General features: G+C 68.2%; 9 protein-coding genes. 1 reads left to right on the top strand and 8 read right to left on the bottom strand.

What is annotated here, in order from left to right; translation table 11 throughout:
• Window positions 1–200: 200 nt before the first annotated feature.
• Both O9335_RS12700 and O9335_RS12695 read right to left on the bottom strand, forming a co-directional pair.
• Window positions 201–584, bottom strand: coding sequence for a hypothetical protein (locus O9335_RS12700; protein WP_298388658.1), 384 nt, complete (start codon window positions 582–584; stop codon window positions 201–203).
• A 431-nt stretch (window positions 585–1015) separates the two neighbouring features.
• A complete protein-coding gene (locus tag O9335_RS12695) occupies window positions 1016–2332 on the bottom strand; it encodes an Hsp70 family protein (RefSeq protein WP_298388656.1) in 1317 nt (438 codons plus the stop codon).
• 92 nt (window positions 2333–2424) lie between these two features.
• Here O9335_RS12695 and O9335_RS12690 point away from each other — a divergent pair, with 92 nt between their 5' ends.
• A complete protein-coding gene (locus O9335_RS12690) occupies window positions 2425–2817 on the top strand; it encodes a RidA family protein (RefSeq protein WP_298388655.1) in 393 nt (130 codons plus the stop codon).
• A gap of 70 nt (window positions 2818–2887) precedes the next feature.
• Here O9335_RS12690 and O9335_RS12685 read toward each other — a convergent pair whose 3' ends face one another.
• The 6 genes from O9335_RS12685 to O9335_RS12660 all read right to left on the bottom strand — a co-directional run.
• A complete protein-coding gene (locus O9335_RS12685) occupies window positions 2888–3799 on the bottom strand; it encodes a transglutaminase family protein (protein WP_298388652.1) in 912 nt (303 codons plus the stop codon).
• A complete protein-coding gene (locus O9335_RS12680; RefSeq protein ID WP_298388650.1) occupies window positions 3790–6438 on the bottom strand; it encodes a circularly permuted type 2 ATP-grasp protein in 2649 nt (882 codons plus the stop codon). The genes O9335_RS12685 and O9335_RS12680 overlap by 10 nt, the downstream gene beginning before the upstream one ends.
• A gap of 63 nt (window positions 6439–6501) precedes the next feature.
• On the bottom strand, window positions 6502–9942 hold the full coding sequence (locus O9335_RS12675) for a DUF2126 domain-containing protein (protein ID WP_298388648.1): 3441 nt from the start codon (window positions 9940–9942) through the stop codon (window positions 6502–6504).
• A complete protein-coding gene (locus tag O9335_RS12670) occupies window positions 9939–10877 on the bottom strand; it encodes an alpha-E domain-containing protein (RefSeq protein ID WP_298388647.1) in 939 nt (312 codons plus the stop codon). The genes O9335_RS12675 and O9335_RS12670 overlap by 4 nt, the downstream gene beginning before the upstream one ends.
• 7 nt (window positions 10878–10884) lie before the next feature.
• The gene (locus tag O9335_RS12665; protein WP_298388645.1) at window positions 10885–12336 is read right to left on the bottom strand and encodes a circularly permuted type 2 ATP-grasp protein; all 1452 of its coding nucleotides are present in this window, start codon (window positions 12334–12336) and stop codon (window positions 10885–10887) included.
• Between the two features lie 180 nt (window positions 12337–12516).
• Window positions 12517–13657, bottom strand: a 1141-nt coding sequence (locus O9335_RS12660; RefSeq protein WP_298388643.1) for an FAD-dependent oxidoreductase, incomplete at its 5' end; no start/stop codon positions are given.

Below are 13657 nucleotides of genomic sequence, written 5' to 3'. Positions count from 1 at the left end.
CCCAGCGCAGAGCGGGGCAGGCAAGCACCGTTGCTGGGAGCAGGTCACAAGGGCTGCCGTCCAGATGACCAAATCTTTGCGGCTGCACCCGGCCCGCTGCAGTCATTCGCCCGTGCCAGGTCTCAGGATGATGACCAGCCGGTTCTGGACCGTCGCCCGAACGGCCTCGATCGCTGCTTGAGCGCGATCGAGGTTGAAGGTCATGCGGGCTCCTCCAAGACATCACGAACATCCACGCGGGCGGTGATGGCCGCCTTGACCGAGCCATAGATGCGCGCAACGTCTTCGTCTCGCGTGTCCTTGCGGAAGATCCGCCCAAGCAGACCGCCTTCCGCAAACGCGAACACACGCCACGAGCCCGGTTGCTCGTCGGCACTTGCGCAAGCGACGTACAAAGCGTGCGGTTTCGATTCAACGGGCACACACCACCCAAAGTCTTCGGCGATGACTTCTCCTGCAGCATGACCGCGGGCGATGAGCTCGCCTGCGAGCCACTCTGCCAAGGCCTTTCCGAAGATGCCGGGGTTGGTCGCCTCGTCCTCACCGGGAGCGATCGCAAACGCCTCGGACTTGAACTCGAGCAACGGACTTTGCTTCATAACCTTCAGCGATTGAATTCAGCGGACCAGCCAGTCAGGATCGCTGCACCCTAGATACGAGGGCCGCCAAGCTCTTGCTTCATGGGATGTTTTCCTCCCGTCGGCTGTGTGCCTGTCCAGCATCAAATCTCCGACAAAAGCGGCGCGTTGTTACGAGTGCTTGGCACTCGAAAACGCCCAGCGCAAGCCGGATCATGCCAGCCATGGCGCGCCCTGCCTCGGTGCAACTTGCTCTGCGCCCGGGTTGATCAGCGGCCCCTGCGCGCGCGAACGCTGGCTGTCGGTTTGGGCCAGTGGATGGCTTCCACGGGTCGGAACCCGCCGGAGGGGCATCGCCCCGAGTCGGGATCCGCCCGTCGGCAGGGGGCCGGCTCCCTGGCGCGTCGAACGGCCGTGTCCAACTGCCGTTTCGAGGCTCAGCCGAACACGCGGCGCGCGTGCAAGGCCAGGCCTTGGCCGACAGAGGCCAGGGCATCGCCCTGCACCCGCGCGGCGGTGGGGAAGCTCGCGGCAATGGCCTCGCGCAGTAGCGCCAGGCCGGTGGAGCCGCCGGTGAAGTACAGCGCGTCCACGCGCTCGGGCTTCAAGCCGGCCAGGCGCGCGGTGTGGGCGGCCGCATGGGCGATGGCGGCTACATCCGTCGCCAAAGCGCGCTGGAGCTGCCCGCGCGTGTAGGGCCAGTGCAGGCCGCGCTCGACCAGGGCCAGGTCGAAATCGTGCGCGTCGCTGGCCTCGCCCGCGCCGCCCAGCGCGATCTTGCCGGCCTCGGCCAGGTCGGCCAGGTGGTGGCCGAGGTGGTCTTCCAGCACCGTCATCAGGCGGCGGTGCTGCGCCGGGTCGGCGTAATCGGCGCGGCGCTGGCGCATCTCGGCCAGCACGCTGGGCGTGTAGCAGGTGTTGATCAGGTGCCAGGTGGCCAGGTCGAAGGTGATGCCACTGGGCACCTCGCGGGGCGGACCGTCGCTGCGTGCGGGGCCCAGGGCGCCATGGCCCAGCGCGCGCATCGGGCCGTCCAGCGCCACGCGGCGGTCGAAGTCGGTGCCGGCCACGTGCAGGCCGTGGTGCGCCAGGATGTCGTCGCGGCGGTCGGCGCGGGCCATGCGGTCGGGGCCCACGCGCACGAGCGAGAAGTCGGAGGTGCCACCGCCAATGTCGGCCACCAGCACCAGTTGCTCGGCCTGCGCCTGGCGCTCGTAGTCAAAGGCCGCAGCGATGGGTTCGAACTGGAAGGCCACCTCGGCAAAGCCCACCGTGCGGGCGGCGGCTTCCAGCGCGGCTTGGGCCTGGGCGTCGCGCGCCGGGTCCTCGTCCACGAAGAACACCGGCCGGCCCAGCACCGCGTGCGTCAGCGCCTGCCCTTGCTGAGCCTCGGCCACGCGCTTCAAGCGCTTCAAGTAGCCGGCCACCACGTCGGCGTACTTGGCGCTGCGCCCACCGCCCACGTCGGTGTGCTGCTCGAGCAGGTCGCTGCCCAGGATGCTCTTCATCGAGCGCATCAGGCGCCCGTCGTGCCCGTTCACGTAGGCCTGCAGGGCCGCGCGCCCGAACGCCCGCGGGGGGCCGTCGGCGTCGTGCGCGCCTTCGGCGAAGTAGAAAACCGCCGTGGGCATGGTCAGCGCGCTGCCTTCCAGAGGCACCAGGGCCATGCCCTCGCCATGTCCGTCACGCTGCGGGAGGGCCACGGCCGAGTTGGAGGTGCCGAAGTCGATGGCGCAAAACGAGGGGGCAGCCACGGGGCACTCCAGAGCAAAAGGGCGCGGATTCTAGGGAGCGGGCGGCTCGCGTGGGTCTCTACCATGTCGGTGCACTCCTGAAAGACGCTGCCATGACCCGCACCCTGATTTCTTCCGGTTCTCCCTTCGAGCACGAACTCGCCTACAGCCGCGCCGTGGTGCAGGGCGATTGGGTGTTCGTCTCGGGCACCACCGGCTTCGACTACGCCACCATGACCATCTCGGACGACGTGGCGGCGCAGGCCGAGCAGTGCTTCCAGAACATTGCGGCCGCCCTGGCCCAAGCCGGGGCCAGCCTGCAGGACGTGGTTCGGGTGACTTACCTGCTGCCCGATGGCCAGGACTTCGCGGCGTGCGCCCCGGTGTTGCGCAAGCACCTGGGCGAGGTGCGGCCGGCGGCCACGATGCAGTGCGTGGGCCTGCTGGACGCGCGAATGAAGATCGAGATCGAGGTCACGGCGATGAAATCACCCCGAGGGGTTTGAGACGAGTCGATCCTGGGCCCAGCCCGAAGAACGACGGCGCGAATCCCGGTGAAGGGACGGCGGCCGTGGGCTACGGCAACGCCGTGACGGTGACCGACACCTGGGGCCAGGCTTGACCGCCGCCCCGGATCACGCCGCGCAAGGGGGCCACGTCGGCCTGGTCGCGCCCCCAGGCCAGCAAGGCGTGGTCCTGGCCCACCACCAGGTTGTTGGTGGGGTCCAGCGCGAGCCAGCCTTGGCGGGGGCACCAGATCTCCACCCAGGCGTGCGAGGCATCGGCACCGATGAGCTTGGGCTGGCCCGGTGGCGGCTGGGTCAGCAAGTAGCCGCTGACGTAGCGCGCGGCCAAGCCAATGCCGCGGCAAGCGGCGATGAAGACTTGCGCAAAGTCTTGGCACACGCCCCGCCGCAGGCGAAAGGCTTCGACCGCGCGCGTGTCGACGCGCGTGGAGTTGGGGGTGTAGGCGAAGTCGGTGTGCACCTGGCCCATCAAAGCCAGCGCCCCCGCGGCCAGTGGCAGGCCGGGCGCAAAGGCGCGGCGGCCGTACTGGGTCAGCGCGGCGTCGGGGGCGGCAAACGGCGAGGCCAAGCTGAACTCCGTCTCGGGGCTTTGGGCGTTGCCGCCGCTGTAGCGAAGCTGCTCCACCACACGCTCCCAAGGCGGGCTGAGCTCGGGGTCGAGCGGCGGCTGCGGCAGGCGCTCCACCGTGAAGCGGCTGCGCACGGCCAGCTCTTGGTGCACGCGGCTGTGCCCAAACACCAACCTTGCGTTGCCCCAGGCATCCAGGCTGATTTGGCGCTGGGCTTCCCAACTGGCTTCGGCCCAGCCGTCGGGCAGGGGATCGATCGAGAGCTGCCAGCTCACGACCCGCTGGTGGGCGGTGTGGCGGGGCACCAAGAAGGCGACGTGGTGCGCCAGCTCGACAGGCGCCTGGTGCTCGTACACGGTGTCGTGCTGAACGAGCAAGCGCCTCACAGCCATACGCGCCTCTCGGGCATGGCCACATGGGCGAACACATGTTGGCTGATGGCCGACGACAGCGCCAACGCGGCCCCGCTGCATTCGCGCAGCAGGTCGAGCAAGGGCTGATAGTTGTCGTCGCTGGGCAGAAGGCGGGCCAGCGACCAGTCGTCGGGGTTGGGCAAGCGCGCGATGGCGGCGTCGCCCCAGGCCGTGTCGTGCCGCGTGAGCTTGCGCACGCGTTCGCGCAGGGTGTGCGCCACCCACGCCAGCGAACGCGGGTTGTCGGCGTCCATCACCAGCAGTTGCACCAGGGCCGGTAGCTCACGGCGGCTTTGGAACTGGGCGCGGTAGGTGATGGTGGAGTCGAACAGCGCCAGCAGCAGGGCAAAGCCGTCGTCGCTGTCGTGCAGGCCGGCACTGAGCCCTTCGGCGAGCACGTCGGCCAAAAAGTACTGGCGTTCGATTTGCCGCCCGGCGCTGAGCAAGCGCCAGCCGTCGTCGCGGGTCATGCGGTCCAGCTGGCCGCCGGTGAGCGCGGCCAGCCGGGTGTCGGTCGAGGCCAGCAGGGCTTGCAGCTCGGCCTCACCGCCGGCCAAGGCCGCCGGGAAGCGGGCTTGAAAGTCCTGCCCCAGCTGTTGGATGAGTTGCCAATGCGCGGTGGACAGCCGCTCGCGCAGGGCGTGGGCGTTGTGGGCCAGTTGGCGAAGGCTTTGCAACAGGCTGTTGGCCTGGGGGTTGCCGAGTTGGCGCATCAGCAGCTCGGCAAATCGCCGGGGCTCGGCCACGGCGTCGGCAGAGTCGTCGCCCAGCAAACCGTGCAGGAAGGCCAAGCGTTGCAAGGTGCTGCGCAGGGCCACCATGTCGCCCGTGCTGGCGTCGTGCGCCGAGCGCTCACTCGCCCCGAGGCTGGCCAAGGCGTGCCGTGCCAATCGCACGGTGTTCTCCGCACGTTCGGTGTACCGGCCGAGCCAAAACAAGTGCTCGGCCGACCGGCTGGTGACCATGCGGCGCGTGCGCCCGAGGTCGGCGGCCTGCAAGGGGGATGGCAAGAGCGAGCTGCGGTCCACCGCCGACTGCCCTTCGGTCAGCACCCAGGTGTCCACGCTGGCGCAGCCGGCTTGCATGGTGAGCAGGGCATCGGGCGCGCCACCGACGGCGCCCCGGGTAGACGCGACGCGGGTGAGCCCACCGGGGAGCACGGTCCAGCCGCCGGCGCCATCGCTGAGTGCAAACACGCGCAGCACGGCTGCACGGGGCTCGAGGGCGCTGCCCGTCCACACCGGCTGCTTGGACGGGCGCACCCGCGCCTTGAGGGTGTGCGCCGCGGGGTCGGCCTCGATGCGCTCGCGCAGCATGACGAGCGCGGCCTCGTCCAGCTCACCCGCCGGGAAGGGCTGAAAGCCGCGCGTGGTTTCGCTGGTCGGGAAGGTGGGGGCCACCACCGTCTGTGCCAGTTGTTCGCGTTGCCGCGCCCAAGCGGCCACTTCGCCACACCACCATCCGCTGCTGGCAGGGAGCAGCAGCTCTTCGCCCAGCAGGGCCTCGGCCACGCCGGGCCAAAAGGCCGAGAGGCCGGGGCTTTCCAACCAACCGCTGCCGGGCGCATTCGCCACCACCACCTGGCCAGCACGCATGGCGTTGACCAGGCCGGGCACGCCCAGCTGCGAATCGGCGCGCAGCTCCAAGGGGTCGAGGTACTCGTCGTCCACGCGGCGCAGGATGCCGTGCACACGCTCCAGGCCCTGCAGCGTCTTGAGATAGACCCGGCGCTCGCGCACGGTCAGGTCGCCGCCTTCGACCAAGGCCAAGCCCAAGTAGCGGGCCAAGAAGGCATGCTCAAAGTAGGTTTCGTTGGCCGGCCCGGGCGTCAGCAGCACGATGCGCGGGGTCTGTCCGGCTTCGACCAAGGGCTCGGCCAGCCGGTTCAAGCCCTGCAGCAGCACCCGAAACGCGCCGGCCAAACGCTGCACGGCCAGCTCGCGAAAGGCTTGCGGGAACTGCTCGGCCACGATGAGCCGGTTCTCGAGCATGTAGCCCAGGCCCGATGGCGCCTGCGTGCGCTGGGCCACGATCCACCACAGACCGTCAGCCCCGCGCGCCAGGTCGAACGCGACGACGTGCAGGTGCACGCCCCCCAGCGGTTTGCAGCCTTGCAAGGGGCGCAAGAACTGGGGGTGTTTGAGCACCAAGGCCGCCGGCAGCAGGCCTTCGGACAACAAGCGCCGCGGGCCGTACAAATCGGCCAGCGCGGCGTTGAGCAAGCGCGCACGTTGGCGCACGCCGGCTTCGATGCGCTGCCAATCCGGGGCGTCGATCAGCAGCGGCAGCAGCTCCAGCGGCCACACGTGGCTGGCACTGTGCTCGCCTTCACCATCGGCGCTGGTTTGGTAGACGTTGTAGCTGGCGCCGTCTTCTTGCACGCGCCGCTTCACACGGGCCGCTTTGGCGGAGAGCTCTTCCGGCGCAACGATGCCGCTGGCCGCCCAAAAGCGATGCCATGCCGGGGCCACGTACGGGCTGGGCTCGCCCGGTTTGCTCAGGGTGCCGCGCAGCTCGTCCCAGTGCCCGTCCAGCGGCCGCAAAGCGCAGGCCAGCATGGCCTCGCTGGGCGAGGCCTGCAGGGGCGGCAACAGGGAGGACTGTTCGGGCGTCGGCATGGCCCAGTGTCAGGGCCGAGCCGACGCCGACACGCGGCGCGTTGGCATCGGCTCAGTCTGCCATCAACCCTGGGCGTGGCGCAGGTCGAGCGTGAAAGGAAACTCCAAACTGCGTTGCGCCACCGTCGCTTCGACGCGCCCGCTGCTGTGCCCCATGGCAAAGAAGCGCGCCAAGCGGCGGCTTTCGGCCTCGAAAGCGTTGACCGGCAAGGTCACGTAGTTCCGGCCACCGGGGTGGGCCACGTGGTACTGGCATCCGGCCAAGCTGCGCTTCATCCAGGTGTCGACCAAGTCGATGGTGAGCGGGGCATGCGGCCCGATGGTGGGGTGCAGCATGGAAGGTGCCTGCCACGCGCGGTAGCGCACCCCCGCCACGTACTCGCCGCTGCGCCCCGTGGGTTGCAGCGGCAGGGCGTGACCGTTGACGCAAATGCGATGGCGCGGATCGACCAGGCCGCTGACCTTGACCTCGATGCGTTCGAGCGAGGCATCAACGAAGCGCACGGTGCTGCCGGCCATGCCTTCTTCGCCCATCACATGCCAAGGCTCGAGCGCTTGGCGCAGCTCGATGTGCACACCGCGGGCCGACAGCTCGCCCAGCTTGGGGAAGCGGAAGGCGAGGTGCGGCGCAAACCACGCCGGGTCCAGGGCGAAGCCGGCGTTCGCCATGTCCTCCAGCACATCGCGCAGGTCTTCGGCGATGAAGTGCGGCAGCAACCAGCGGTCGTGCAGGGCCGTGTCCCAGCGCACCAAGGGCGCGTCGTAGGGCGTCTCCCAGAAGCGCGCGACGAAGGCGCGGATCAAGAGTTGTTGCACCACGCTCATGCGCGCGTGGGGCGGCATCTCAAACGCGCGCAACTCCAACAGCCCCAAGCGGCCGGTGCTGCTGTCGGGGCTGTAGAGCTTGTCGATGCAAAACTCGCTGCGGTGGGTGTTGCCCGTCACGTCCACCAGGATGTTGCGCAGGCTGCGGTCGATCAGCCAAGGGGGCACAGCCTCGCCTTGTTTCTCGATCTCGGCCAGGGCGATTTCCAGCTCGCGCAGCTGATCGTTGCGCGCTTCGTCCACGCGCGGGGCTTGGCTCGTGGGCCCGATGAACAGGCCGGTGAACAGGTAGCTCAGCGCCGGGTGGTTGTGCCAGTAGCGCAGCAAGCTGGCCAACAGGCTGGGGCGACGCAGGAAGGGCGAGTCGGCCGGCGTGGCGCCGCCCAGCACGAAGTGGTTGCCCCCGCCGGTGCCGGTGTGCCGACCGTCGATCATGAACTTCTCGGGGCACAGCCGCGTCAGCCGGGCGGCCTCGTACAGGAACTCGGTGTGCGCGACCAAGTCTTTCCAGTTGTGCGCCGGGTGGATGTTGACCTCGATCACGCCGGGGTCGGGCGTGACCTGCAGCATCTTGAGGCGCGGGTCGCGGGGCGGTGGGTAGCCCTCCAGCACCACGGGCATCCGGAGCTGCGCGCAAGTGGCCTCGATGGCGGCCAAGAGCTCCAGGTAATGCGCCACGTCGGCCAACGGGGGCATGAAGACGTAGAGCACCCCGCTCTTGGTGCCCACTTGCTCGGCCTTGGGGCCGTTGGCGCGCCGCGGGTCGCGGGCCTCCACGCACAGGGCGGTGCGGGTGATCCAGTGCGCGCTTTGTTGTCGCTCGGGGGCGGCGTCTTTGGCCGCCGTGGCGGACGTCGTCGTCGGGTCCTGGGCCTCGCCCTGGCCAGCGGGCCCAGCTTGCCGGCCCACCGTGCCGCCTTCGGCGAAGCCACCGCCGACGTGGTGCGGGTCCAGGCCCATGAGCTGGCTGTGAAGCTGCTGCCGGATGTCGGCGGCAGGCGGCAGCACGCCGCGCGGGGCGAAGGGGTCGTGCGCGTGCAGGGTGGGGTAGTCGGCCGCCTCCACCCAGGGCAGGGAGTCCAAGGGCAGGCGGTAGCCCATGGGGGAGTCGCCGGGCAGCAGGTACATGCGCTCGTCGCGGAAGAACCAGGGGCCGGTGCGCCAGCCTTCGGTTTCGCGCGCCAAGGGCAGGGCGTATCCGATGGGGGTTTGCAAGCCCTGCTCGAAGACCCGCCGCAGGCGAACGCGCTCGAGCTCGTCGTCCAGGCGGGACTCGAACGGGTCGACGTTGGTGGGCAAGCGGCGCTCGCGCCACAGGTAGTACCAGGCGTCCTCAAAGCCGGGCTGCAGGTACTGGGTGCTCAAGCCCAAGCGCCGGGTCAGCTCGGCGATGAACCGACGGGCATCGTCTGGGCCGTAAGCGTGACGGTCGCGCTCGTCCGCCAACCACTTCGGGTCGAGCCAGCAGGGCTGTCCATCGGAGCGCCAGTAGCTGGAAAGCGCCCAGCGCGGCAGCTGCTCCCCCGGGTACCACTTGCCCTGGCCATAGTGCAAGAAGCCGCCCCGCCCGTACTCGTCGCGCAGGCGTTGCACCAATTCTTGGGCGTACAGGCGCTTGGTGGGGCCGAGGGCGTCGATGTTCCATTCGGGGGCGTCGCGGTCGCTGGTGGCCACGAAGGTGGGCTCTCCGCCCATGGTCAGGCGCACGTCACTGGCCTGAAGTCGCGCTTCCACCGCTTCGCCGGCCGCCAGCACCGCCGCCCACTGCTCGTCGCTGTAGGGCGCGGTGACGCGTGGGCTTTCCCAGACGCGGCTGACCTCCATCTGATGCTCGAACTCGACCTCGCTTTCGTCCACCGCCCCGCTGATGGGCGCGGCGCTGGAGGGCTGAGGCGTGCACGCCAGCGGGATGTGTCCTTCCCCGGCCATCAGGCCCGAGGTGGGGTCCAGCCCGATCCAGCCCGCGCCGGGCAGGTAGACCTCGCACCAGGCGTGCAGGTCGGTGAAATCGACCTCGGTGCCGCTCGGCCCATCGAGCGCTTTTTCATCGGGCTTGAGCTGAATCAGGTAGCCCGACACGAAGCGGGCGGCCAGGCCGAGGTGGCGCAGCAGTTGCACCAAGAGCCAGGCGGAATCGCGGCAGGAACCGCTGGCTTTGACCAGGGTCTCTTCCGGGGTTTGCACGCCGGGCTCCAGCCGGATCAGGTAGCGCACCGCCTGCTGCAGCTTTTGATTCAAGCCCACCAAAAAGTCGACCGTGCCTTGCGGCTGGCGATCGATTTCGGCCAGGTACTTGGCAAAAGCGGGCGTGGCGGGGTCTTGGATCAGGTAGGGCGCCAACTCGATGCGCTGTTCGGCGGCATACGCGAAAGGGAAGCGCTCCGCCCCCGGCTCCAAAAAGAAGTCGAAGGGGTTGTAGACCGCCATCTCGGCGACCAGATCGACGGTGACCTTGAAGGTCCGCGTTTTTTCGGGGAACACCAGGCGTGCCAGGTAGTTGGCGAAGGGGTCCTGCTGCCAGTTGATGAAGTGCTCGCCAGGTTCCACCGCCAAGGCATAGCTGAGGATCTTGGTGCGGCAGTGCGGTGCCGGCCGCAGGCGCACGACCTGGGGCGACAAGGCCACCAGCCGGTCGTACCGGTAATGGGTGACGTGCTTGAGTGCGACATGGATGCTCACCGCAGGAACTCCTCGCTGATGCCATTGCCCAGCTCGTTGACACGTTTCAGGAAGCCCTTGAGGTAGGGGTGAAGTCCGGTCGCGAACACTTCGTCGATGCGGCCGAACTGCAGCTCGGCGTGCAAGCGGTTGGCTTGGCGCAGGGTTTCGCTGGCGCGTCCGGCGCTGACCTTGCCCAGGTTGCTCACCAAGCGGGTCATCGAGAAGGTGAGCGAACGCGGCATGGCGCGGTTGAGGATGAGCAGCTCGGCCACCTTCTCGGGCTGGATGACGTTGCTGTACACCTTGCGATACACCTCGAAGGCCGACACCGACAGCAGCACCGCGCTCCAGTGGTAGTAGTCGTCCACGGGGTCGCGCTCGGCGCTCAGGGCCTCACGCGGCGCGTGGTACTTCACATCCAACAGTCGCGCCGTGTTGTCGGCCCGCTCCAGGAAGCCGCCGATGCGCAAGAAGTGCAGGGCCTCGTCTTGCAGCATCGTGCCCACGGTGACCCCGCCCAGCAGGTGGGAGCGGAACTTCACCCAGTCGAAGAAGGCGGCCGGGTCGCGTTGGTGCAGCTTGTCTTTGAGCAAGCGGCGGAACTCCAGCCAGGTCGAGTTGGTGGTTTCCCACACCTCGGTGGTCAGGGTACCGCGCACGGCGCGGGCGTTTTCACGCATGGCGCGCAGGCAGTTGTAAACCGAGCTGAGGTTGCTCTCGTCGGCCACCATGAACTCGGTGACCCGGGCCGGATCGATGGCGCCGTAGCGCGACGCATAGGCCTCGGTGAGCTCAGAGATCGACAACAGGCTGCGCCAGCCCTGCGTGGCGTTGCCCGCGGATTGCGGGAGCAGCGAGGTTTGGTAATTGACGTCGAGCATGCGGGCCGTGTTCTCAGCCCGTTCCATGTAGCGAGCCAACCAGAACAGTGAATCAGCGGTGCGTGACAGCATGATGAGATCAACCTTCCAAAACCCAGGTGTCCTTGGTGCCGCCGCCTTGCGAGCTGTTGACCACCAAGGAACCTTCCTTCAAGGCCACGCGGGTCAAGCCGCCGGGCACCATGCGCACGTCGCGCCCCGTCAGCACATACGGCCGCAGGTCGATGTGACGCGGCGCGATGCCGGCGTCGACATAGGTCGGGCAGGTCGACAGCGACAGCGTCGGCTGCGCGATGTAATTGCTGGGGTTGGCCACCAGTTGCGCGCGGAAGGCTTCGACCTCGGCCTTGCTGGCCGCCGGGCCCACCAACATGCCGTAGCCACCGGCTCCGTGCACCTCCTTGACCACCAACTCGTCCAAGTGGGCCAGCACGTACTTCAAGTCCTCGGCCTCGCGGCATTGGTAGGTGGGCACGTTGTTCAAGATGGGCTTTTCGCCCAGGTAGAACTCCACCATCTTGGGCACGTAGGGGTAGATGGACTTGTCGTCGGCGATGCCCGTGCCAATGGCGTTGCACAACGTCACCTTGCCCGCCTTGTAGCTGGCCAGCAGGCCGCGGCAACCCAAGGTGGAATCGGGACGGAAGGCGTCGGGGTCGAGGAAGTCGTCGTCGATGCGCCGGTAGATCACGTCCACCCGCTTGGGGCCGTGCGTGGTGCGCATGTACACAAAGCCGTTGTCGACGAAGAGGTCCTGCCCCTCCACCAACTCCACGCCCATTTGCTGCGCCAAGAAGGCGTGCTCGAAGTAAGCGCTGTTGTACATGCCCGGGGTCATCACCACCACCGTGGGCTCGGTGTTGCCGCCGGGGGCGACCGAGCGCAGGGTGTCCAGCAGCAAGTCCGGGTAGTGCGCCACCGGCGCGATGCGGTGCTGCGCGAACAACTCGGGGAACAAGCGCATCATCATCTTGCGGTTTTCCAGCATGTAGCTGACCCCGCTGGGCACGCGCAGGTTGTCCTCCAGCACGTAGGTCATGCCGCTGCCATCGGGTTGAGCGGCGCGCACCAAGTCAACCCCGGCGATGTGGCTGTAGATGCCCCCGGGCACGTCCACGCCGATCATTTCGGCGCGGAACTGGCTGTTCTTCAAGATCTGCTCGGCGGGCACCACGCCGGCCTTGAGGATCTCTTGCCCGTGATAGACGTCGTGGATGAAGCGATTCAGCGCCGTGACGCGCTGCGCCAGTCCCTGTTCCAGCTCGGCCCACTCTTGCGCTGGGATGACGCGCGGGATCAAGTCGAAAGGGATCAGGCGCTCGGTGCCTTCACCGTCGTCTTTGTCGCCGTAGACGGCGAACGTGATGCCCACGCGGCGAAAAATCAGTTCCGCCTGCTCACGCCGCTCGCGCATCAACTGCAGGGGCTGGCGCCCCAACCAACGGGCGTAGTCCTGGTAGTGCGGGCGGGCCGCTTCCGGGGTCATCGCACCCCCGTTGTGCAGCATCTCATCGAACATCACTGGCTTCATCACAAGCACCTCCTGCGCGCATCAGAGCAATTTCCGCGCCGCCTGAAGGTCCGGAGATACCCGGTTCCACCCTCTCTCACGCACCGCGTTGGAAGGGGGTGCCCTGTTTTGGGTCGATGAGGCGTCAAGGGGCGCTGGCGGCGCCCCTGTTTGGTGCGCGGCCGGTGACCCGGCGCGGCGTCACACCCCGTAAAAGTGGAAGTCCGTCGGCGGCTTTCGGCCGCTGATGAGCTCGGCCATGGCGTGCCCGCTGCCGGCGCCGTGCGTCCAGCCCAGGGTGCCGTGGCCACAGTTGAGCCACAGCTTCTTGAGCTTCTTGCTGCGCCCGATGTAGGGGATGTTGGTGGGCGTGCTGGGGCGCAGGCCGGTCCAGAAGTTCGGCTCGCTCAGGTCGGCCACGCCGGGAAACAGGGCCTCGTAGCGGCGCACCAGGGCCTCGCAACGGGTGCGGGCGGTGGGCGTGTTCAGGGCCGTGTCCAGCCCCGCCAGTTCGGCCGTGCCGGCGATGCGAACGTGGTCACCCAGGCGGCTGATGGCGATCTTTCGCGTGTCGTCCAGCAGGCTCACGGTGCTGGCCTTCTCCGGCTGCTTCAGGCGCAGCGTGGCCGAGTAGCCCTTGGCCGGGTAGATGTTCAAGCAGTCGGCCACCGGGTTGACCAACTGCGGCGCGTAGCTGGCCAGGGCCACGACGAAGGAGTCGCCGGTGATGGTCTCGGTGCGGCCCTCGGGCGTTCGCACGCGCACGCCCGCCAGTTCGTCACCCCGGCGCTCCAGCGCCAGGATGTGGTTGTTGAAGCGCTTTTCGGCCCCACGTTCGAAGCACTTTTGGGCGAGCTTCTGCGTGAAGACCAGGGCGTCGCCCGATTCGTCGCTGGGCGTGTAGGTGCCCCCGAAGATGTTGGGGCCGAAGGGGGCCAGCGCGGGCTCGACCTTCAGCACTTCGTCGCGGTTGAGCACGCGGCGGTCCACGCCGTGGCGGCGCATCACCTCGGCGCCGGCGGCGCCGTTGTCGAAGTCCTGCTGGCTGCTGAAGAAGTGCAGGATGCCTTTCTCCAGCCGGTTGTATTCGATGCCCGTGGCGGGCACCAACTCCTTGAGCCGCGCATGGCTGTAGCGGCCGAGCTGCACCAACTCTTCGACGTTGCGCTCAAAGGCCGCCGAGGTGCATTCCCGCAAGAAGGCCAGGCCGTAGCGCATCTGAGCCAGCTCCAGCCGGGGGCGGAACAGCAGGGGCGAGTCGTCGCGCAGCAGCCACTTGGCCACCTTGATCGGCACCCAGGCGTTGGCCCAGGGCTCACAAAAGCTGACCGAGATTTGCGCG

Origin of the sequence: Inhella sp., assembly GCF_027532025.1 — a bacterium.
GTDB lineage: Bacteria > Pseudomonadota > Gammaproteobacteria > Burkholderiales > Burkholderiaceae_C > Inhella.
The sequence above is the reverse complement of the archived record's forward strand: the minus strand, read 5'-3'. Positions and strand labels throughout refer to the sequence as shown.

Coding starts and splice junctions, on each gene's coding strand:
- O9335_RS12670 (WP_298388647.1), bottom strand. CDS start 10,877: ATGCTGTCACGCACCGCTGATTCACTGTTCTGGTTGGCTCGCTACATG.
- O9335_RS12680 (WP_298388650.1), bottom strand. CDS start 6,438: ATGCCGACGCCCGAACAGTCCTCCCTGTTGCCGCCCCTGCAGGCCTCG.
- O9335_RS12690 (WP_298388655.1), top strand. CDS start 2,425: ATGACCCGCACCCTGATTTCTTCCGGTTCTCCCTTCGAGCACGAACTC.
- O9335_RS12665 (WP_298388645.1), bottom strand. CDS start 12,336: ATGAAGCCAGTGATGTTCGATGAGATGCTGCACAACGGGGGTGCGATG.
- O9335_RS12685 (WP_298388652.1), bottom strand. CDS start 3,799: ATGGCTGTGAGGCGCTTGCTCGTTCAGCACGACACCGTGTACGAGCAC.